The organism is Mesonia ostreae, from assembly GCF_031845265.1.
In the GTDB taxonomy this organism is placed as follows: Bacteria; Bacteroidota; Bacteroidia; order Flavobacteriales; family Flavobacteriaceae; genus Mesonia; species Mesonia ostreae.
This window is the reverse complement of the sequence record NZ_JAVRBG010000009.1, coordinates 24,478-47,176: the sequence shown is the minus strand read 5'-3', so window position 1 is coordinate 47,176 and position 22,699 is coordinate 24,478. Positions and strand designations below refer to the sequence as shown.

Here is a 22,699-nt window from a genome sequence, read left to right as displayed (position 1 = left end):
AAGTTAAGTATCTATTCCTTCTCTTTCTTTGCTAATCCTATTTTTCTAAAGAATTTTTTAACGGGTAATAGTATTACATCTGGGTTAAAGAAACCTTGGTCTGTAGTTGCTCTATAGGTTAAAAATACGCCTAATGGAAGCATAATAAATGTAGACAACCAAGAAGCGATAAACGGACTTATAGCGCCATTTTCTGCACTATTTTTAGCAAATATGCCTATAAAGTGATAGGTTAAAAATAGCAAAATCGCTACTACCATGGGTAAACCTAAACCTCCTTTACGGATAATGGCTCCCAATGGTGCGCCCACAAAAAACAAAATAAAACAAGCCATAGCAAGTGCATATTTATCATGCAGCTGAATTTCGGTTTTATTAATAGTGGTTGCTTTCTTCTGTAAGATTGCTTTTTTTCCTTTAATATTAGAGAGCGTTCCTCGTATACCTCCTATAGCAATATTTAGATGCTGCTGTTGCTCTTGAAGGCCGTATGAATCAAACAGTTCTTCTAGATTTTTAATATTATAATCTCTAGGATTTTCACCTTGGGGTGTTTTCAAAGAAATTTTATTGAGTCGAGTGGTATCTTTTGTATGCTGCGCATTTGAACCTATTCGCTCCACGCCGCTTCTATTCAAAATGTTTCCTGAGAAGCTTTTCTTATCTTGGTTTAAATCTGAAGAAAGCGAATCTAAAGCAATTCTAAGCTCCTTGCTATCTAACATTTTATAGGAATAATTGTATTTTTCTTCTTCTAAATCTACCTCATTAAAACTGGATAAGTCGATATTAATTTTATATTCATCAAAATAGCTTCTTACAAAAGGCTTTTTTCTTCTTGCCTCATAATCATTGGGCTGAGGCTCATCATAATAGTTTCCGTTAAAAAGAATCAAGGATAAAATATCTGAGTTTTCATCTCCTGCTAATTCTCCGTTTTCGGCTTTAATTACTGTAAAATTACCTCTTCTATCTGGGTTTTTCTTATGAATAGTTACTGTACTAAGCAACTGATCATTTTTTCCAGATTTATCATCTACCTTAATATTAAAATCTCCTATATCATTAAAAGCACCTTCTACGATTGCCATAGCTGGTTTTAACTTAGAAATATTTTTTCTCAAATTAATTGACTTAAATTCTGCCCAAGGAATTACGTTATTGGCAAAGAAAAATGCAGTTATACTAAGAAACGAAACAAAAATAATAAGACTTCGCATAGCTCGCTGCAAAGAAATCCCAGAAGATTTCATAGCAGCAAACTCATAATTTTCTGAGAAATTACCAAAAGTCATTATAGACGTCACCAAAATGGTTAACGGCAAGACCAAAGGAATTAAATTGGGCGAAAAATAAAATAGAAAGCGACCAATAATCAAAAAGTCCAAATCTTTACCAGCAAGTTCTGATATATATAACCAGATGGTTTGCAGCAAAAAAATGAACATTAGAATCGTAAAAACTGCAATAAAAGTCTTTAAGAAGCTAGAGAATATGTACTTGTCAATTATTTTCAATTAGTCCAGTCTATTGATGTAAAAGCCGTTGTATTTACTCTCTTCAAAAGAGAAAAGTTTATTAGAAAGTGGCTCATTCGTTTTAAACGTATTTACTTTTATGGTTACTTTGGTACCATTATCCTGCTTCTGAATTAAGTTATAAATATGCTTTGTTTGCACATCTATACCCAATAAAATTTCTTTTATTTCTGCTTTAGAATCTATAGGATTTAATTTAATATATTGAATCGTTCTACCTTTTACATTTTCTGTAGTATTCCATTTGTAGGTATAACCATCTTCATAAAACGTAAGCATTTTGGAAGGTGTAATCCCTTGATCATTTTTAGGATCATAGGTAGAAATAGTTATTTCTTCGTCTTCAGGAACAATGGTATATAATTTTTTACCATCAAAAACCCGAGTGATGCCCATTAGATTAAGGCGGTATAACTCTCCTTTAAGGCTTACATCTCCTCTAGTTTCTTGTTTAATATTCTCTTCGGTATTTTCTAAGGTGTATTTAAAATCTACCACCATATTATCGTAGGATTTTACCTTTTGAGAAACCTCATTTAAAAGTTTTTCTGCTTTGGCAGAATTTTGTGCTTGTGCAAAACTGGTTAAACCTATAGCTGCAATTAATAAAAAAATCTTTTTCATTATCTTTATTTATTCGTTATTTAAATAATCTTCTAAGGCATTTAAATCGGTGATTAACACCTGTCTTGCCTTACTACCTTCAAAAGGACCTACGATTCCTGCAGCTTCCAACTGGTCAATAATTCTACCCGCTCTATTATAACCTACTTTTAATTTTCTTTGTATTAAAGAAGCAGATCCTTGCTGAGCTGTAACCAACACTTCTGCAGCTTCACGAAACAATTTATCCCTTTCGCTTACATCTATATCAACTCCTGTGCCACTTTCCTCTCCATCATACTCTGGGAGTAAATGCGCATCTGGATATGCTTTTTGGGATCCAATAAAGTCGGTTATTCGTTCTACTTCTGGCGTATCTACAAAAGCACATTGCAAACGTACCAAATAGTTTCCTTGGGTATATAACATATCACCTTTTCCTATCAATTGATCTGCTCCCCCGGTATCCAAAATAGTTCTAGAATCAATTTTACTCGTTACTCTAAACGCAATTCGCGCAGGGAAATTGGCTTTAATCATTCCCGTAATTACATTTACAGAAGGTCTTTGTGTAGCAATAATTAGGTGAATCCCAATCGCTCTTGCAAGCTGTGCTAATCTGGCAATAGGCGTTTCTACCTCTTTTCCTGCGGTCATAATTAAATCGGCAAACTCATCTACCACCAATACAATATAAGGAAGGAATTTGTGTCCGTTCTCCGGATTTAATTTTCTTGCTTTAAACTTCTCGTTGTATTCTTTAATATTTCTAACCATGGCATCTTTTAACAAGTTGTAACGGTCATCCATTTCAATACATAACGAATTAAGCGTATTAATTACTTTCGTATTATCGGTAATAATGGCTTCTTCAGAGTTTGGAAGCTTCGCCAAATAATGTCTTTCTATCTTATTAAATAAAGTAAGTTCTACTTTTTTAGGATCTACTAGTACAAATTTTACTTCAGCAGGATGCTTTTGGTATAATAACGAAGTAAGCACCGCATTTAAACCTACAGATTTACCTTGTCCTGTTGCACCTGCCATTAAAAGGTGCGGCATTTTTGCCAAATCTACCACGTAAGTTTCGTTAGAAATGGTTTTTCCTAAAGCCACTGGAAGTTCCATTTCTGCTTTTTGGAACTTAGAGGATGCAATCACAGATCGCATACTTACAATGGTCGAATTTTTATTGGGAACTTCAATTCCTATGGTTCCTTTTCCAGGAATAGGCGCAATAATCCTAATCCCTAAAGCCGCAAGGGAAAGAGCAATGTCATCTTCTAAATTTTTAATTTTTGAAATACGCACGCCAGCTTCAGGCACAATTTCATATAAGGTTACGGTGGGACCAACCGTTGCTTTAATTTGCGCAATTTCAATCTTGTAATTCTTAAGCGTTCTTACAATATTATTTTTATTCTCTTCGAGCTCTTCTTGGTTTATGGTAATCCCGCCCCCGCCGGCATTATAATCTTTTAAAAGGTCTATCGTAGGAAATCTATAATTTTTCAGCTCCAGCGTAGGATCAAATTCTCCAAAGTCTTTCACCAATTTTTTACTCAAATTGTCTACTTCTGCCTCTTCTTCTACCGTGGTTTCCACTTCCATAGAAACATCTCCTTCATCTTTGTTCCCTTCAATCACAATTTTTTCTGATTTAGATTCAGGCGGAGGCGTTGCTTTTGGCTCTGGAGTAGGTTGTGGTACCAGACTTTCGTCTTGTTTCGCTTCCGCGGAAGCGTGATCGGTATGTTTTATAGTTGTAGGCTCTTCTTTTTTATGCTGATTTTCTTTCTCCTTCTCTAAAAACTCCTGAAGAATTTTCTCTTCTTTCGCTTTAGAATCTTCAAAATCTTGCGTCACTTCCTCCCGAGTTCGTTTAAAATAACCGCCTATAAGCTCTGGCGTCACATTAAGCCGAATCACAAAATAAACGATAAACACGAAAATAAGTACCAATACCGTTCCCGTGAAGCCTAAATAATCTTGAAGAAAATCGTTGGTCTCATAGCCTATAATTCCGCCTAGTAAAGAATTTTTATCTGCAAAAAAACCGAGTACCGTTGCAAACCAGACCATCACCAAAACTCCCCAAAACCAAAAACTAAATAGTGATTTTGCCTTTAGATTAAAGAAAAGATACACTCCCGTGAGGAAAGTTAATATTGCAATACTAAAAGAAGAGACGCCAAAACCATTGTAGATAAAAAAGTGACTTATTTCTGCTCCAAATTTACTCAGCCAGTTTTTGGTTTCTACCTGGCGTTCTGTAAAATAGCCTATGGTATCTTGATCATATTTCCAATTGAATAGAAAAGAGACAAAAGCAATCGTTAAAGCAAGGCCTAAAAGCATTAAAAAAGCTCCTAAAAGCACTTTATGCTTCCTAGTGAAATTCACCTTTGGAAGTTTATAGGAAGCTTTTTTTGTATTTTTTGCTTTTGTTTTTTTCTTCGCCATTTACACTTAAATAAGCCGCTAAAATACAAATATGATTGCAGATTCTAGGCAGGAAATTTTACGCTTTATAGATTAATATTTACAATGTAAGGGTAATAGATTAGTATTCCTATAATTACGGCAGCTACGGCTGCAAAAAAAACGGCCCCCGCAGCAAAATCTTTGATAAGTCCTATTTTGGTATGAAAATCGGGGTGCACAAAATCGGCTATTTCTTCTATGGCAGTATTTGCCCCTTCTAAACTCATTACCAAACCAATGGCTAAAGTTTGCAGCATCCACTCTTCCCTAGAAATATCAAAATAAAACCCTACAATCACCACAAGAATAGAAATTGCGGCTTGTACTTGTATGCTGGGTTCGGTTTTTAAGAGCAAATAAAAACCTTTCACGGCATAAACTCCGCCCTTTAGTCGCTTTGTAATAAAATTATCTTTCATCGTTTTCCTTAAAAGTTTAAAAGTAACTATAATCTTAAAACCTTGATGGCTTATGTAGGTTTAAATTCTCCTAAGATTTGTCTTCAACGTAATTATCTATTTGTTTATCCGCTTTCATTCCTCAAAGTAGTTTTTGTCACCTTGAGCGCCAGCGCGAAAGAATTCATTTTGGCGGGGAGTCGAAAGGTTAAACAAAAGCGTCTTGACTCCGCTCGACATGACATTAACATTATTATTTGATTATACAAGAAACTAAACGGATTTGCAGTTATCTATTTTCTAAAATCCTACTTCCAAATTTGTTTGGAGCTTCTTTATTTTTAATTTATAAAAAAAGGCTACTAAACAGTAGCCTTTCTTCAATTTAAACCCATTATCTGGATTTTATTTTTAAGAATTTTATCTATCGATAGAACCCATCACTTTTTTTGCAAAGCTATTGGCGGCATCTTTTTCTGCCATTCCTCCATCCACCATTTCGTGTACTTCAATAGCGCCACAAATATTGGTGATTAATTCTCCAATAACATCCATATCATTTTCAGTCACCGAACGGTGTTCTGTAAAAGATTCTAGAACTTCTAAGGTATGTTCTAGTTTCTGTTGTTCATTATTTTTCTGCAGGTGTCTAATTACTGGTAACTTCATCTACAATTTGTTTTAATGATTCTAATTTATTCGTTTGCACTTGGTTGACAAAAGAACCTCCTTTATACGTAGCAAAGGTTGGTAAATTATCCACTTTCGCTAATTTTCTTGATTCTGGAAATTTCTCTGCATCTACTAATATGAAATGTGCATTTTCATTTTCTGAAGCTAATTTTTTAAATTTTGGTTTCATCAAGCGACAGTTTCCACACCATCCAGCCATAAATTGTACTACAACTGTATCGTGATCTGAAACGATCTCGCTTAAATTATCTTTTTCTAACTCTTTTACCATAGCAATTTTATTTCCCTAGTTAAGGGCTAAACCTTCAGGATCTACTCCCAAACATTTAAATTATTCTTTTTTGACTGTAGTTTAATAAAGCTGTAACAGTTGCCATTCCGACGTAGGAGGAATCTTTTCTTTTAAATAGAGATTCTTCACTCCGCAAGCTGCGCTCTGAATGACAAATAAAAATATGATTAACGCACTGCTAAACTAGAGCCTTTTTTTTTATAGTAACCTGGCAAGTAAAACCTACCAGGTTGGTAACTTCTTCTAACACGTCCGTAAAGGAAAAATTAGAATTATTTTTTAGATAAATACGAAGCTACTCCGTCTCTATCTGCTTTCATTGCATCTTTCCCTTCTTCCCAGTTTGCAGGACAAACTTCTCCGTTTTTCTGGATGTGGGTATATGCATCAATCATTCTTAAATATTCTTTCACATTTCTTCCTAATGGCATATGGTTAATACCTTCGTGAAATACCGTTCCTTCTTCATCGATTAAGTAAGTCGCTCTGTACGTTACATTATCTCCATCTACGGTGATTGCACCAGACTCTTCGTCGTACTGCTCATTCTCAATATCTAAAATCCCTAAACGAGAACTTAAGTTTCTGTTAGAATCTGCTAAGATTGGATAAGATACACCTTCAATTCCTCCATTATCTTGAGAAGTATTTAACCACGCAAAGTGAACTTCTGCTGTATCACAAGATGCTCCAATGACAATCGTATTTTTCTTTTCGAATTCTGGTAAAGCTTCTTGAAAAGCAAGCAATTCTGTTGGACAAACGTATGTAAAGTCTTTTGGGTACCAAAAAAGAACTACTTTCTTGTTGTTTTTTTGTGCTTCTTCTAACACATTAATCTGAAAAGTATCGCCCATTTCATTCATAGCGTTTACTTTTAAATCTGGAAATTTTTTACCTACAATAGACATATTTTATAATTTTTAGATTACTAATTTGTTTCTGATTCTGATACAAAAATACAGGCTTATATCTAGTATTTACCTAAAGTTTTCTTATAATTTTTTATAGTAAAATAGATATCCTCTATTGTAATAGGTTTTATCTATAAATTTATATTATTTACACGCATTTTATTAATAATGCGCCACATTTTAAGCCGTTATTTCGTGGCTTTTTATATCTTTATCTTTATGAAAACACTTATTACCAACATCAAAGAACTCCTGCAGGTAAGAGACACCTCCATAGATAAATTACAAGGCGAAGAAATGAAAGATTTACCAAGCATTAGAAATGCCTGGCTTTTGCTTCACGACGATCTTATTGAAGATTTTGGAACGATGGATTCGCTTCCTGCCATAAAAGCCGATTCTACCATCGATGCTACTGGAAAAATAATTTTACCTAGCTGGGTAGATTCTCACACGCATTTGGTATATGCGGGAAACCGAGAGCAAGAATTTGTAGATCGCATTCACGGCTTAACCTACGAAGAAATTGCCAATAAAGGCGGCGGAATTGTAAACAGCGCTCAGAAATTACAAGAAACCGATGAAGAAAGTCTTTACCAACAAACCTTAACGAGATTAAAAGAAGTGATGCAATTAGGTACGGGTGCGATCGAGATTAAATCTGGTTACGGATTAACGCTTGACGCGGAATTAAAAATGCTTCGGGTGATTAAACGTCTGAAGGAGAATTTCCCTATTCGTATTAAAGCGACCTTTTTGGGAGCGCACGCCTTACCTAAAGAATATAAAGACCGAAGAGCAGAATACATCGACGAAATAGTAAATGTGATGATTCCTAAAATTGCCGAAGAGCAACTGGCAGATTATGTGGATGTCTTTTGTGAGAAAGGTTATTTTACTGTTGAAGATACGGTACGTATTATGGCAGCTGGTAAAAAGTACAATTTGCCCGCAAAAATTCATGTGAATCAGTTTAATTCTATTGGCGGGATTAAAGCTGGCGTGGAGAATTCCGCGTTAAGCGTTGATCATTTAGAAGTGATGACTTTAGAAGACATTGAAGTTTTAAAAGATAGTGATACCATGCCGGTAGCGCTCCCCTCCTGCTCTTTATTTTTAAGTATTCCTTACACTCCGGCTCGGGATATCATTGACGCAGGATTGCCGTTAGCGCTGGCTACCGACTATAATCCAGGAAGTACGCCTAGCGGAAATATGAATCTTGTGGTTTCCTTAGCCTGTATTAAAATGGGAATGACGCCAGAAGAAGCGATTAACGCTGCAACCATTAATGCCGCGTATGCAATGGGCATTTCTAAAACCCACGGCTCAATTACCAAAGGAAAAAAAGCCAATTTAATACTAACTAAACCCATTCCTTCTTACGGATTTTTACCCTACTCTTTTGGTAGCAATCATATAGAAACTATATTTTTAGAAGGAAAACCTATTAACTAATTTAACTATGATTTTTTTTAATTTTCTTACTGAAAATTCCGCGAAAGCGTATATCAATTCCAGAGAAGGCGAAACCAAATTGGGAGAAAGTATCAATTACATTTCTTCGTTTGAAGAATTAGAGCATACCGCTGCCAAATACGTAATTTTTGGAGTGCCTGAAGATATTGGAATACGAGCAAATCAGGGAAAACCTGGAGCTTCGAGTACTTGGGAGCCGTTTTTAAAAGCTTTTTTAAACATTCAGCATAATTCCTATAACGCAAACAATTGCGTGGTTTTAGGAAATATTAAAACCGAAGAGCTTCAACAAAAAGCAGAGCACGTAGAAGATCCAAAACTCCTTGGTGAGATGCTACCTGAAATTGACGATATGCTAAGTGAAGTGGTGCAAAAAATTGTTTCTTTACAAAAAGTGCCTATCATTATTGGTGGAGGTCACAACAACAGCTATGGCAATATAAAAGGCTGCTCTAAAGCCTTGGAAAAGCCAATTGACGTGCTAAATATTGATGCACATACCGATTTGCGAACTACAAATTTCCGTCACAGCGGAAATGGTTTTAGTTATGCTAAAAAAGAAGGTTTTCTAAATCATTATGCGCTGGTGGGAATTCATCAAAACTATACTCCGCGTTATATTTTTGATATGATGAACGAGGATAAAACGATTAGTTACAGCTTATTTGAAGAGTATTTGCATCTTACTACCATAGATAAATTAATCAGATTTAAGAAAGCGATCAACTTCGTAAGAGATAAATTTGCTTTAGAATTAGATTGTGACGCGATTCAGGATTTTAATAGCAGCGCGATGACACCTTCAGGATTTTCAATCAATGAAATTAGAAGTTTTATCAATTTAGCAAAAAAGCAACAGGTATATTATTTGCATATTTGCGAAGCAGATGCGAGTAAAAATCCGATGATAGCGAAAGCTTTATCCTATTTTGTATCTGATTTTATTAGACCCGAAACCAACTAAAAAATAAAACACCCATGAAAAACATACGTCTCTTATTAGCTTGTACGCTAATTACTTTGTTGAGTTGTAAAAATGAACCCAACAAAAAAATGGACATTAGCGATCCTGTTCCCGAAGAAAAAGAGGAAAAGGACGAAGTGAAAATTACACCTATTGAACATGCCTCGATGATTTTAAGTATGGGAGATTTTGTACTCTATATTGATCCTACAGGCGAAAAAAAGGATTATCAAGGTCACCAAGCTCCTACACATATTTTGATTACCGATATTCACGGAGATCATTTTGACATGAAAATGATAAAATACATTTTTGCTGAAGGGGTAAAAATCATAGCGCCCAAGGCGGTTGCAGATCAATTACCCGAAAAGATTCATCCCAATACCATTATGATGGAAAATGGGGATGAAAAAAAGATAGATGGGTTGCTTGTTGAGGCCATTCCTATGTATAATACACGTAAAGAAGCCTTAGAATATCATCCTAAAGGAAGAGGAAACGGCTATGTAGTCTCTTGGGAAGAGGAACGAATCTATATCTCTGGAGATACAGAAGATATTCCTGAAATGAGAAATCTAAAAGGAATCACCAAAGCTTTTGTATGTATGAATTTACCTTACACCATGCCTGTTTCTACCGCTGCCGATGCGGTCTTAGACTTTGAACCAGAAGTGGTTTATCCTTATCATTATAGAGGTGATGACGGGTATGCCGATGTAAGAAAATTTGCGAATATTATTAAAACCAACCGCCCCAACACAAAAGTGGAATTGTTGACTTGGTATAAAGACGAACCTAAAAAGAAAAAAATGGAGTAGTTATTTTGGTTTAAAGAAACAAGAGCAAAGAAACAAGAGCCAAGAAACAAAAGCAAAGAAACAAGAGCAAAGAAACAAGAGCAAAGACTAAATTTTAACTAATGTATAAACCCTAGTGTTTCAATATAAAAATTTTCTATTGCTCTTGATAAAATGATTTTCAAAAAAGTTATCCATTTTAATCCTTGTTAGATTTCGTACATTTAAAGCGTTCATCAGCTTTACATTATATCTAGCTGAATGCTAATGGGTTTTTGAAAAAAGAGTTCTAAATTCAAAAAATGCTTCCTTATTAGGAGGCATTTTTTTTTATTTTTTCCGAAGAACAAAAGTTGGTTAGATAATGTCTTCAGTTATCTAACGAAATCTGTTATACTCGCAAAAATTATTTTAATTTTGTTAAAATTTTAACGTTAAACGTGTATGTTTGTGTTGATATGACAGGTTATCCAAAATTAAAACAAAAAAATGAAAATTAGCAAACTTACAATTTTATCAATTTTTCTATTAATATTCACATTATCAAGCTGTGAGAACGAACCATTAGAGAGCGAATTTCAATCTGAAATAGAAAATCCTACAGATGATAATCCTGATGACCAAGGTAACGATGGCGATGATAATGATGAAGGAAATGTCGATGATGATGGAAATGGTGAAGGAAATGGTGATGATGATGGAAATGGCGATAATGGTGGAAATGACCAAGATGATGGAAATGGTGATGATGATGAACCAAGCGTTACAATTCTTGGTAATTGGAATTTAATCGCTAAAAATGGGGATCCTAATAGCATTATGTGCCCTGTTACAATGAATATTACAGAAACATCAATAACAGAAAATGAATATTATGGAAATAATTGTGAGCAATTAGACTCCTTAACTGATCCATATAATTTAAATGGAATAATTTTAACTATTCAAACTGATGTTGAAGATTTTGTTATGGAAATAACAACTCTTACAGAAACTGATATGGTATTGGAAACAAACGATCCAGATACCAACGAATTAACAATTTTATCATATGAAAGAATATAGAAACTGTTTGTAATCACCTAAATAGTAAATAGCTGGGTCTGTACTAAACCGAAAATTTATAATATTCGGTTAAGCACCAAATCTATTGATTTGGCTACTAAAAATTAAAAAGTGTTTCAAAATACAAAAGATTTAGCTTGTAGTTGATCCGATAATAATTGCTAATATGCACGCTAAGAGCCATATACAAACACACCGGCACAAATTAAAAAAATGAGAAATATATTAATAATTCTAATTTCAATTATATTTTTTGGATGTGGAGCAAAAAAGCAAACTGCAACAAAACCGAAGGAAATCCTTGCAGAGGCAAAAGAGTTGATTAAAAATGAGCAATGGGAACAAGCGGAACAAAAGCTCAATAGATTGATAACTTTATATCCAAATAATTCTGATTTATATTTTCAACGTGGATACGTTCGAGAAATGGATTTAAGATACGAAGAATGTATTCCTGACTTTACAAAAGCTATAGCCTTAAAGCCGAGTATGCACACAGCACGAACCAATCGTGGTTTTGCATATCGAAATTTAGAACAATACGAAAAAGCTATTGCAGATTTTACGGCTGAACTAACTGTAAATCCAAATGCTTTTTCCTACGAACATAGAAGTCAAGTTTATTATTTGACAAAAGAATACGGAAAAGCTCTATCGGATGTTAACAAGTCAATTGAAAAAGAGCCAAATAACTCAATTTCATTTAAAACCAGAGCACTTATTTACAAAGCGACCAAATTAAAAGAGAAAGCCTGTTCTGATACAGAGAAAGCAATAGAATTAAAAATATTAGAAAAATATCCAAAATATAAAACTGATATTTTGGAATTAATTAAATATTGTAACGATTAGAAAACTATGCTCAACAACTTATGTACCTAATAACCATTTTGTTGATTTAAAAAGTTAAAGGTTTTTGGAAAATCGCCAAATTTTTTAATTTGACTTATTGATAAAAAAAGGTAATAAGAAAATTAAAAACTCGGCTAGTGCTCAGTAGAAAAGTAATAGCTAATTTGAACACTACAAACCATAAATAAACTGACATTATAAATATTACTGAACGAACTCAAAATGAGTATTATAAATAAATAGTAACCTTAAATTTAAACAAATGATTAAAAGAACAATGAAAATGATGACAGTCTTATTTGCTGCATCCATGCTATTCACTTCTTGTTATTCTTACACAAGTGTTGTAGGAGAAGGAGCTCAAGGAAACGAAAAAACAACAAAATGGAATCACTATGTGATTTTTGGACTAGCACCTGTTGGAGTTTCTGACTCAAAACAAATGGCTGATGGAGCAGAAAACTATACAGTTCATACAAGACAATCTTTTGTGAACGGCTTAGTTTCTTCACTAACTTTTGGGTTATATGCACCATCAACTACAACGGTAACCAAATAGCATCGAAAAGAGAGAGTTTATTACTAGTAACGAACTCTCTTTTTTTTACAATCTTATGAAAAAAGTGCTTTTTTTTATATTCTTAGGAATATCAATTATTTTACTTCTCAACATATTAACCATTTTGGTATACGACTTCAACCGACTTACCAAATATGGATATGGTTATTTAGTAGGTAAAATAATTTTAATCTTAATCTTCGGAACAATTGTAATTCTGACAAGAAAACATAAAAAGGAACCTAAAAGGGAATTATAAGAGTATTGTTTTCAACAGTATATATAGAAACAGGCACAATAGTATTAAATTGAACTTTTAACTGAAATTTTTTACAATTCATACACTAAATAAAAGTTTGGAAAAAATGAAAAATAATAATTATTTCTTATGTATAGTATTAGCTACCTTATTATCTAACATAGGTTGCAGTAAAAATGATTTAGAAAGTCAATTTGAAGATGATACTAATTTTAAAATTAATAGTTATATAGGAATATATGGTCAATACTAGTCAATATTAAGTCTGCATCCAAGAAGTGATAATTTAGTGAAATTTAGGTATGATGAGTCTAATCGAATAATAAAAAAAATTGGTAATGAGATGGTAGGAAGATTATTTGACTCATTATATACCGATTTGACATATGTCGATAATAAAGTTTATCTAATTAAGAAAATAATTCCTTTTGGGGGACTTAATAGTGTTCCTGAAAATAATAAGGTTATTACACTCAATAGTGATAAAAAAATGATCGAAAAAATTACTTTCAACATCTCTAATGATCTAACAGTAGACACCATAAAATATGTATAAAATAATAATAGATTGGATGCATACATCAAAACTTATAATTACCAAATGAGTGTAAGACATTTTGAAAAATCAAAAGTATACTATTCCGATAATGGCAATTTAGATAGTATAATAACAATGCATAGTTGTGTAAAAAATAAGATGATCTTAAAAATTTATTCTTAATGTCAATTATAATTTTAGACCTTAATGAGTTACACCTCTACTCTAAAAACAAAATACAAAAATTCTGACTTAACTTTAGGCGGAAGTTTTCGCTGAATCAAATACTATTAATCAATTTATGAGAAAAATACTTACCTTAATAATTCCATTTATTTTAATTGGTTGTGGGGCTACCCTATCAATCAAAAATAGTGATGTTGAGTCCTATTATCCAATTTCAGGTATAGATGCAACGTTTAAATATGCTGATTCTGATACCTTTGTTTTTCACAAAGACTTAGATCAAATTCAGTCAAAGAATGGAAACACTTATTCCGTTAGACAAATTAAAAATTCTTCTGGTAAAACGACCAAAACTTTGTATCGATTAGAAAATGGAAATGTGATGTATTTTGACAAGAAATCTGGTACTGAGAATATGATAATGCCCAAGGAACCTAAAGTTGGTTTTAGCTGGCGCAATAGTGATAATTCTTGGAAATACGAAATCGTGGATTTAAATGCCAATTTAGAAACGCCAACCAAAAAATATAGCGGACTTTTAGTAATGAGAGCAACCCAAATATCTAATCGTGACGAAAACAAATTAACAGAATATTTGAATTATTACGAGAAAGGTACTGGTAAAATAGCAAGTTTTGGAAACGGTAAATTGATGACATATAAATTATAACAAATGAACGGTACTCATCATAACACAATAAAAATTAATCGGTTGCTATCGCCACAAGCGTATAGAGTAATCAATACTTGATCCAGTTGTATAGCCATTTTCTCAAAATCACTGACTATTATAATTTGCATATCACGAGCCATAAACAAATTCATTAAAACAATAAAAATATGAACATTAGCAAACTTACAATCTTATCCATTCTACTTTTAATTTTTACATTATCCAGTTGTGAAAGTGAACCAGTAGAAGGTGAACTAGAAGCAGTAACTGAAAATCCTACAGATGACAATTCAAATGACCAAGATAACGATAGTGGCGATAATCAAGATGGCGATGGGAATAACGATGGTGACGGGCAAGACAATAATGGAAATGATGACGAAGAGGATAATTCTAATTTCACCATAGGAAATACGGACTATTCCACGCCAATCGGATATATGATTTCTGATTTCGATGGAACCAATAATAGTGTGCACGCCATCTATCTATTAAATGGCAGCTTCCTAAACAATGAATTTTACGGTCAAGGTTGTGATTTCTCTAGCGACCTAACTCAGGGAGTAGTTTTCAATCTCCGTTCAACCTCTGTTTCAGAATTAGAATCAGGTACATATGAATACGAGCTAAATACATTTCAACCATCGCTAAATGAAACGAATATATCAACAAATATGGTCGTGATTGATAATTGTGTGACAAATTCTAATTCTATAAGTGAAGATCAGATTATTTCTGGAACTATTATCATAGAAGTATCTAATGCCATATATACACTAAATTATACATTTGAAACTATTGATTATGGAACTATTAATGGAACCTATACTGGAGAACTTCAACTAGTACAAGATCTCTCATAAACTAAAAAATCTCGTTTTAATTTCATTTACAACAGTTCTCAACAAAAAATTACGACATGAGAAAACTAGATGTATAACTCGGACTCTTTAAAAAATAAATTAAATAGAGATATTAACGAGAAATATGTAGCCTTTGATATTGCAGATACCAATCGTGTAGTTCATGATGGATCTATTGAAACTAACGATAATGGAAGCTTTTTTACCTCTAACGGATTATATTCCAGTGAATTTAATGAAGTAATCGTGAATGTGCAAAAGAATGAAACTATCTATACAATGGACTACAAAATGAGTTAGCATGGTAAAACTATAAAGGGTAATATTATTGGCGAGCTTGAAGTGGTTGGCGAATGGCAATAAGTTAAATCGCGATATAGAAGCAGAGAAAGCGTCAAATCAATAAAAATATGGATGGTATTTTCATAATTTAGAGTAAATTGATAAAAATAAACACAAAAATAACAAATTCGAATTTACGTTAATCCGAAAATTCAGCGTTGATTAACACGCAAAATTTCATACATAAGACCATTATAAAACATTTGAAAGTTACATTTGAAATAGAATTCGCCAAAAAGAGAAAGATAAGTAACATAGGTGCTGAAATTGTAAGTTTCGGATTTTTGTTCTTGTTTATATTTGGATTATGTTTACTTCCTGCAAAATATCTTCCTTTTGAAATCGCCACAATATATTTACTCGAAGTGGTAAATCGCAATATTTACATTGTTTTATCTTGCTCATCATTCCTAGTAATATTTGGCAGCTGGCTAAAAGGTTTGAGGAAATATGAAAAAGCTGAATTAGAATTAAAATCTGACGGAATTTCTATGACATCATTGACAAGAAATATGGAATTAAAATATGATGAGATTAAAAAATTTGGTGGTACTCTAAATATTGTTCACGGTATGAAAAGTATACACAAAATAAATTTCATCATTAAAACTATAAATAATGAAAGAATCGAGATACGTTCACACTCAGATATTTTTAATGAATTGACAGATTATTTTCCAGAAAAAGTTTAATAGTTAACGTATAAAAACGCTTTAAAACAGTGTATATTTAAAACAGCTTCATCTTTTCTTATGCAAATCATTACATCCTATAGTAGCTAAAACTCCAAATTTTCGCTAAAAATAATATCAAGAAGAATAACCAATAAACAATTGTTTCTTTAATATACTCTATTGATTATTACATTGTAAAGATTAAATATAATGGCTAACTTTGTAACTCGTTAATGTGATTTCAAATGGCAACAGCTTACTTTCAATATACCAAAAAATATCCCTTAGGATTAGCTTTGTCATTATCCTACTTACTTGACGATATTTTTTTAAAAAATTCGAAAGAGTTTATTAATTAATCCCTGTTGCGACTCAAAACAGGGCTACTCTATTTGCATTCTCAAAACTTTAATCTTTTTAATCTTTTTCTTCTTAACACTGCTTTAAACACTCAAAAAAAAGAGCGCAATATGCTGCGTATTATCTTGAGTGATTGAGTCACAATTACATACTTCTAAGAAGAAAATTCAAAAAAAATATTATGTCAAAAAATGTAATTTTAACAACCGGTATATATGATATGGTGAAAGATCATATCCGAAGAAAGAAAGTAACTCAACAAGAAGAAGATCTGTTATCTTTAGAATTAAAAAATGCTAAACAAGTACTAAGAAGAGATTTACCAGATGATATTGTGACGGTTAACCGACGTGTGAAAATTAAAGATCATACAGAAAACAAAGAAAAAGAATATATGTTTGTGTCAACCTCCAAAACAAATAATAAAAAAGGAAAGTTGTCCATTTTATGCGATGTGGGTGTTGCCACAATTGGCAGACAGGTAGGCGACGTCGTAGATTGGCCCTTTAAAGATGGAGAGAGAAAACTAGAAATTTTAAATGTTGAAACTATTTAATTTTTAGAAATATGAGAAAAGAGCCTTCGTATAATTTGCAAAGGCTCTTTTTAATTTTTATAGTGCTACTAAAATAATTGCAGACTATGAAAAAGATGAGCTCACTTTCATCTTAAAATAGAAAATGTTCAATTTATAAGTGTATTTGGCCAAATTGATCTTAGTTTTCTATTGAAGCAATGTATTCCTACTGTATTTGGCTTCAATTGTTTATATGTGTTTTTGTTTTCAAGAAACTTCTGAGAAAGCCCATTTAATTTTCTACAGTGTTTTTATCCTGTGAGTTATTCAGTCTTGTAAAGGGTATTTTTACTTTAAACTTTTGCGCTATCTAATGTCATAGTACTTTTGTGCTTATTTCCAATTCTTGATATGCGATTTAAAAAAAAATTCCATCTTTCAAAATGGAATCTTTTAATAAAAAACTTGTATTACCTATTTAAAAATTTTCTTACCAAATAATAAGGAAAGTACAAAAAGTACTATAAAAATATAAAATAGGATTTTTGCGATTTCCGCAGCTCCATCAGCAATACCGCCGAATCCAAAAATTGCTGCAACTACTGCAATAACGAGTAAAATTATGACCATTTAAGCATAATAAAAAGATTTGTTAGTTAAAGATTAAAAATGTATTTGATTTTTTTTTAAATCAAATTAATATATTCGTGACATAATTAATTAATTTCTACGACTTTAAAAAGAAAATTCTGATTTGAAATCATTATTTAATCTATTGAATTAAACTTCTACGCAATTGAGTTATTTTTAGTGGTGTTTCAAATTAAATTGAGTTTCTCTCTCAAACACTTCTCATTTTATTCATACTTTTGTGCTCTTCTAACATAATGAATAGAATCTTAAAAAGATATAGAAATAGCCGTTTTCGAAGCTTTATACAAAGGCATGGAAAGTATCTCCCTATTCTATTTTTTATATGCGGATTTATTTTTGATTCCTTAACTCTGGGTCGCATTGACCGCGTGTATGATTTGTCTGTTTTAAGCATACATATGAGTCTTTTATCGATTACGCTCTATCTTTACAATTTGATGGATGATGGAAAATGGAAAAATACTTTTCTAGAGAAATATCAAATTTATTTTCCTTTGGCCATTCAATTTTTCTTTGGTGGACTTTCCAGTGCATACGTGATCTACTTTTCACGAAGTGTTTCCATGTCCAAAACCATCACCTTCTTTGTTATTCTTTTAGCCTTACTCTTGGCTAACGAAATGCTTAAAAAAAGAATTTCTAATAAATATTTGCAGTTTAGTGTTTATTATTTTCTAAGTTTTACATTCTTCACCTTTATGATTCCTGTATTCATCAAGAAAATGAATACGCCTATTTTTATTATTTCAGGGCTTGTTAGTCTATTCTTAACGCTCCTACTAATAAGTATTATTTACAAAAAAAGCCCAAGCACGCGCGCAGAAATCAGTCTTAAAAAACTTATTAGCATTATTTTGGCAATGTACGTAACCATTAATATTTTTTACTATACCAATCTCATTCCACCTGTGCCCTTAGCTCTAGAATCTGGGATGGTGGCGCACCACGTTCAAAAGAAAAACAATTCTTACATAGTTTCTTATGAACGGGATGACTGGTATGTGTTTTGGAGGGATCACCGACTAAAATTTATACATCGTCCTGGAGAAAAAGTTTTTGTTTTTGCTTCTATTTTTGCTCCCACAGAAATTAAAAAATCCATTTTTCATCGTTGGAAATATTTAAATAAAAACACAGATCAATGGGATATTGTTGATACAATTAGTTATAAAATCACCGGTGGACGTGATAATGGTTTTCGAGGATATACCTACAAAGAAAATATTAAACCAGGTTTATGGCAGGTAGATGTCACCACCAAAGAAGGTTTAATATTAGGCGTTATTGATTTTGAAATTATACAAAACTCTAATCTACAACCTAAAAGAATGATTAAACGAAAGTTTTAGAGTTTTGATTTTTAGAGCTCGTACTTTATAAATTCATTGCAGTACAATTCAATTTCAATTCTGATTTTTGTGAATGAGTTGATTCAATTCCAAATCCGATTATTTACTCCCTAGTGAGAAGTTAAACTCGTCGAAACATGTTGAAGAGCTTTTTATCTCTTCTATAAGGATACTAATTTCTTCTCCTTAAAAAACCATCTAGGCTAAATACTATAAATTAAAAATTAACTTCATAATTAAGGCAAATCAGATTTAATTATTTATTTTTAATCATTCTAAATAATATAATTTATACCGAATAAATATCAATTATATGTATTCAAAAACTAAAATAGATTCGTTGGTTGCAGAAGCTCCAATTCTGAAAGATATTATACGTACAAAACCTGTTGCTTGGTTAAATCCTGAAGCTAAATCTATAGAAAATGTTTCTGAATTTTCTATGCATATGGAAACTATGAAAGAAGCTGAATTGCTTTGGAAGCGTTTTGCTCCTTTCTTTGTTAAAGCTTTTCCAGAAACCAAGAAAAGTTTGGGCGTTTTAGAATCTCCATTGCGAGAAATTCCGAAGATGAAATCGGTATTAAATAGGAATAACGAGGAAATTGAAGGAAATTTATTTCTGAAATGTGATAATAAACTTCCAATTTCTGGCTCGATTAAAGCACGAGGTGGATTTTTTGAAATTATGAAATATGCCGAAAAATTAGCGCTCAAAGCAGGCTTATTGAAGAAAGAAGACGATTATAGTATCTTAACTTCCGCTAAGTTTAAAGAATTTTTCAGTAGGTATAAGATTGGCGTGGGATCAACAGGAAATTTAGGGCTTAGCATAGGGATTATTAGTGCGAAGTTAGGGTTTAAAGTTACCGTCTACGTTTCTTCTGATGCTAAAAAATGGAAAAAAGATTTATTACGTGAAAAAGGAGTTAGCGTTGTAGAATTTGAAGGTGACTTTAGCAAAGCTATTAATGCAGGAAGAGAAGCTACCAAAACAGATCCCAATGCTTATTTTGTAGACGATGAAGATTCTCAAGATTTATTCCTAGGCTATACCGTTGGAGCACTTCGCATCGCAGAGCAACTAAAAGCACAAGATATTAAGGTAGATGCAGACCACCCTCTATTTGTGTATTCTCCTTTCGGCGTTGGTGGTTCTCCAGGTGGAACGGCTTTTGGTTTAAAACAAATTTATGGAGATCACGTTCACTGCTTTTTTGTAGAGCCTACACATTGTCCTGCTGTATTAACAGGATTGGTGACGGGTGAAATGAGTAAGATTAGCGTTCAAGATATTGGACTGGATAATAAAACAGAAGCCGATGGATTAGCCGTGGGAAGACCTTCTAATTTTGCGACAGAAATTAGTAAGCAATTAGTCAGTGGTATTTTTACGATAGAAGATGAGCATCTTTTTAAACTTTTAACGCAATTAAAAGATTCCGAAGGTATCTTTCTGGAACCTTCAGCGACTGCTGGCTTAATAGGACCTCAACTCGTGCAAAAATCAGGTTATGCAAAAACGCATCAACTCAATATGAAGAATGCAACACATGTTGCTTGGGCTACAGGAGGTCTTCTTGTTCCTAAATATGAAAGAGAACTCTTTTATGAAAGAGGCTGTGCACAAGTTGCAATGAGTTAATAAAGTTTCAAAAAATTACCCCGAGACAGAAACTCGGGGTATTTACCTTGTGGCTTAAAATGATTTTTTACTACAATGGCGACACCATTTCTTTAAACCACTCTTTTACTTCTCCATCTAAATGCGGAGTTAATTTTTCCTCAACCATTTGGTGATACGTATTGATCCAATCAATCTCTTCTTGAGAAAGCATAGATTTTTCCATAATACTTTTGAAAAATGGACACAAAGTCAAAGTTTCAAATTCGTAAAACGTATTCCATTCAGTTTTCTTCCAAGTGTTAATCAAGATTAGATTCTCGTGACGAATACCATATTTACCTTCTACATAATAACCAGGCTCATTAGAAAGCACCATTCCTTCTTGTAACTCTACAGGATTAAGATCTTTACGAATACTCTGCGGACCTTCGTGTACGTTTAAAAAACTACCTACACCGTGGCCAGTACCATGATTGTAATCTTTTCCTTCTTTCCACAATGGCATTCTTGCTAATGCATCAAGCTGTACTCCTGCGGTTCCTTTAGGGAATTTTGCTAGCGACAGTTGTATTAAACCTTGAAGCGCTTTTGTGGCATCTTCCATAAATTCTTCTGAAACATCACCTAACGGAAATGTTCGCGTAATATCTGTAGTTCCTTCTAAATATTGACCGCCAGAATCTACCAAAATACTGCCATTATTGGTTACTTTAGAACTTCCTTCTGCTTTAGCTGAATAATGAATAATGGCTCCGTTGCCTTTATACCCCACTATACTATCAAAACTAGAGCCAATAAAGTTCTCTCCTTCTGCTCTAAACCCATGTAACTTTTTACCGATGCTATATTCATCCAATTCTTCATTCCCCACAGTATGCGTTAACCAGTGAAGAAATTTTACCATCGCTACTCCATCGCGCACCATTACTTTTTCAAAACCTTCTTGCTCGGTTTTGTTCTTTATAGCTTTCATCAAATGTCCAGGTACAGGCTTTTCGATAATGGTATTCTCTTCCTTAACCGCTTCAAAAACAGATTGATTAGAGTTAGGTGCAATTAAAATACGTTCATCTTTTAAGCTCGATAAATAATCAAAAAAGTTTTCATAAGATTTTAGCTCTACTCCAGATTTTTTCATGAGATGTTGAGCCTCCTCATCTAATTTACTAGTATCTACAAAAAGAAAACACTCATCCATCGTTAATAAAACATAGCTTAAAAATACGGGATTGCATTTTACATCACTTCCGCGTAGATTAAGTGTCCAAGCCACATCATCTAAGCTAGAAAGAACGTGTGCTGTAGCTCCCTCTTGTTTCATTTTTTCACGAATAGCTGCAATTTTTTCGGTTACGGGTTGGCCCGCGCGCTCCATAGGTTGCACAAAAACAGCATTGGTACTTGGTGCTGGACGCTTGGTCCATACATTATTCAGTAATGGTAAATCCTTAAGGTTACGCTTATTTTCAGACAACTTTTTATGCAAAGCCTGCCAATTGGCGTGGGAAGTAGCCAAACCATTAACGGCAACTGTGGCATTTGCTGAAGTTTCAGAAATAATCCAATCGATATACTGCGGTGTTCCTTCCACCCCGTCTTTAAATAAATCAATCCCAGATCCTTGTAATTCTTTGGGACCTTGGGTAAAATAACGCCCATCTGTCCAAAGACCTGCTTTATTTGCTGTAATCACAACAAATCCCGCAGAACCAGTAAATCCAGAAAGCCAAGTTCTTTCCTGCCATTCGGCTGGAAGGTATTCTCCCATATGCGGATCTGCAGAATATACGATAAAGGCATCAATATTATTTTTCTTCATTTCTTCTCTTAAAGAAGCTACTTTTTCTTTGGCTGTCATAAATACTTATTTTAAAATCCGAAAGTTACAGAAAGTCAAGGCTACTGAAAAAGATAAATGCGCTTTAACACGTTTTTAGTAGTCCTATCCCAGTATAGCATTAAGACTATTATTTTTGAATAACTTTCCGAAGCGACTTTTTAGGACTTTATAAGAAGGTA

The 22,699-nt window shown here is 33.0% G+C and carries 22 protein-coding genes; 13 read left to right on the top strand and 9 right to left on the bottom strand.

What is annotated here, in order from left to right; translation table 11 throughout:
• Positions 1-11: 11 nt before the first annotated feature.
• From RLT85_RS09980 to RLT85_RS09950, 7 genes are all read right to left on the bottom strand, one after another.
• Positions 12-1,517, bottom strand: a complete 1,506-nt coding sequence (locus tag RLT85_RS09980) for an LptF/LptG family permease (protein WP_311401893.1) — start codon at positions 1,515-1,517, stop codon at positions 12-14.
• Positions 1,518-2,162, bottom strand: a complete 645-nt coding sequence (gene lolA1 / locus RLT85_RS09975) for an outer membrane lipoprotein periplasmic chaperone LolA1 (protein ID WP_311401892.1) — start codon at positions 2,160-2,162, stop codon at positions 1,518-1,520. It abuts the gene before it with no gap.
• Positions 2,163-2,171: 9 nt separating this feature from the next.
• A complete protein-coding gene (locus RLT85_RS09970) occupies positions 2,172-4,604 on the bottom strand; it encodes a DNA translocase FtsK (RefSeq protein WP_311401891.1) in 2,433 nt (810 codons plus the stop codon).
• A 65-nt stretch (positions 4,605-4,669) separates the two neighbouring features.
• A complete protein-coding gene (locus RLT85_RS09965; protein WP_311401890.1) occupies positions 4,670-5,044 on the bottom strand; it encodes a diacylglycerol kinase family protein in 375 nt (124 codons plus the stop codon).
• Positions 5,045-5,443: 399 nt separating this feature from the next.
• Complete coding sequence (locus RLT85_RS09960; RefSeq protein WP_311401889.1) at positions 5,444-5,692, bottom strand: DUF6952 family protein; 249 nt, start codon at positions 5,690-5,692, stop codon at positions 5,444-5,446.
• Entirely contained in the window at positions 5,673-5,987 is a 315-nt protein-coding gene (locus RLT85_RS09955; RefSeq protein ID WP_311401888.1) for a thioredoxin family protein, read from the bottom strand. Before RLT85_RS09955 ends, RLT85_RS09960 begins: the two co-directional genes overlap by 20 nt.
• 293 nt (positions 5,988-6,280) lie before the next feature.
• Entirely contained in the window at positions 6,281-6,919 is a 639-nt protein-coding gene (locus tag RLT85_RS09950; RefSeq protein ID WP_311401887.1) for a peroxiredoxin, read from the bottom strand.
• Positions 6,920-7,141: 222 nt separating this feature from the next.
• Between RLT85_RS09950 and hutI the strand changes: the two genes are divergently transcribed.
• The 11 genes from hutI (at position 7,142) to RLT85_RS09895 (ending at position 17,089) form a co-directional block, all read left to right on the top strand.
• On the top strand, positions 7,142-8,380 hold the full coding sequence (gene hutI, locus RLT85_RS09945) for an imidazolonepropionase (protein ID WP_311401886.1): 1,239 nt from the start codon (positions 7,142-7,144) through the stop codon (positions 8,378-8,380).
• A gap of 7 nt (positions 8,381-8,387) precedes the next feature.
• Positions 8,388-9,365 (top strand): formimidoylglutamase, encoded by a 978-nt coding sequence (locus RLT85_RS09940; RefSeq protein WP_311401885.1) that lies wholly within the window; start codon positions 8,388-8,390, stop codon positions 9,363-9,365.
• A 14-nt stretch (positions 9,366-9,379) separates the two neighbouring features.
• A complete protein-coding gene (locus RLT85_RS09935) occupies positions 9,380-10,183 on the top strand; it encodes an MBL fold metallo-hydrolase (RefSeq protein ID WP_311401884.1) in 804 nt (267 codons plus the stop codon).
• Between the two features lie 468 nt (positions 10,184-10,651).
• Positions 10,652-11,227 (top strand): lipocalin family protein, encoded by a 576-nt coding sequence (locus tag RLT85_RS09930; RefSeq protein WP_311401883.1) that lies wholly within the window; start codon positions 10,652-10,654, stop codon positions 11,225-11,227.
• A 213-nt stretch (positions 11,228-11,440) separates the two neighbouring features.
• Positions 11,441-12,079 carry a tetratricopeptide repeat protein gene (locus tag RLT85_RS09925; RefSeq protein ID WP_311401882.1) on the top strand — a complete coding sequence of 213 codons (639 nt, stop codon included), beginning with the start codon at positions 11,441-11,443 and terminating at the stop codon, positions 12,077-12,079.
• Between the two features lie 283 nt (positions 12,080-12,362).
• Complete coding sequence (locus RLT85_RS09920; RefSeq protein WP_311401881.1) at positions 12,363-12,638, top strand: Bor family protein; 276 nt, start codon at positions 12,363-12,365, stop codon at positions 12,636-12,638.
• Positions 12,639-13,736: 1,098 nt separating this feature from the next.
• Positions 13,737-14,291 (top strand): hypothetical protein, encoded by a 555-nt coding sequence (locus tag RLT85_RS09915; RefSeq protein WP_311401880.1) that lies wholly within the window; start codon positions 13,737-13,739, stop codon positions 14,289-14,291.
• Positions 14,292-14,461: 170 nt separating this feature from the next.
• Positions 14,462-15,157, top strand: a complete 696-nt coding sequence (locus RLT85_RS09910) for a hypothetical protein (RefSeq protein ID WP_311401879.1) — start codon at positions 14,462-14,464, stop codon at positions 15,155-15,157.
• A gap of 69 nt (positions 15,158-15,226) precedes the next feature.
• Positions 15,227-15,457: a hypothetical protein gene (locus tag RLT85_RS09905; protein ID WP_311401878.1), complete on the top strand. Its 231-nt coding sequence runs from the start codon at positions 15,227-15,229 to the stop codon at positions 15,455-15,457.
• A gap of 245 nt (positions 15,458-15,702) precedes the next feature.
• Positions 15,703-16,191, top strand: a complete 489-nt coding sequence (locus RLT85_RS09900; RefSeq protein ID WP_311401877.1) for a hypothetical protein — start codon at positions 15,703-15,705, stop codon at positions 16,189-16,191.
• Between the two features lie 523 nt (positions 16,192-16,714).
• Positions 16,715-17,089 (top strand): GreA/GreB family elongation factor, encoded by a 375-nt coding sequence (locus RLT85_RS09895; RefSeq protein ID WP_311401876.1) that lies wholly within the window; start codon positions 16,715-16,717, stop codon positions 17,087-17,089.
• Between the two features lie 435 nt (positions 17,090-17,524).
• Here RLT85_RS09895 and RLT85_RS09890 read toward each other — a convergent pair whose 3' ends face one another.
• Positions 17,525-17,680: a DUF1328 domain-containing protein gene (locus tag RLT85_RS09890; protein ID WP_311401875.1), complete on the bottom strand. Its 156-nt coding sequence runs from the start codon at positions 17,678-17,680 to the stop codon at positions 17,525-17,527.
• 422 nt (positions 17,681-18,102) lie between these two features.
• Between RLT85_RS09890 and RLT85_RS09885 the strand changes: the two genes are divergently transcribed.
• Positions 18,103-19,053 (top strand): DUF2914 domain-containing protein, encoded by a 951-nt coding sequence (locus tag RLT85_RS09885; RefSeq protein ID WP_375712349.1) that lies wholly within the window; start codon positions 18,103-18,105, stop codon positions 19,051-19,053.
• Positions 19,054-19,366: 313 nt separating this feature from the next.
• On the top strand, positions 19,367-20,698 hold the full coding sequence (gene dsdA, locus RLT85_RS09880) for a D-serine ammonia-lyase (RefSeq protein WP_311401873.1): 1,332 nt from the start codon (positions 19,367-19,369) through the stop codon (positions 20,696-20,698).
• 70 nt (positions 20,699-20,768) lie between these two features.
• Here the strand turns inward: dsdA and RLT85_RS09875 are convergent, their stop codons facing one another.
• Positions 20,769-22,538 carry an aminopeptidase P family protein gene (locus tag RLT85_RS09875; protein WP_311401872.1) on the bottom strand — a complete coding sequence of 590 codons (1,770 nt, stop codon included), beginning with the start codon at positions 22,536-22,538 and terminating at the stop codon, positions 20,769-20,771.
• Positions 22,539-22,699 lie beyond the last annotated feature (161 nt).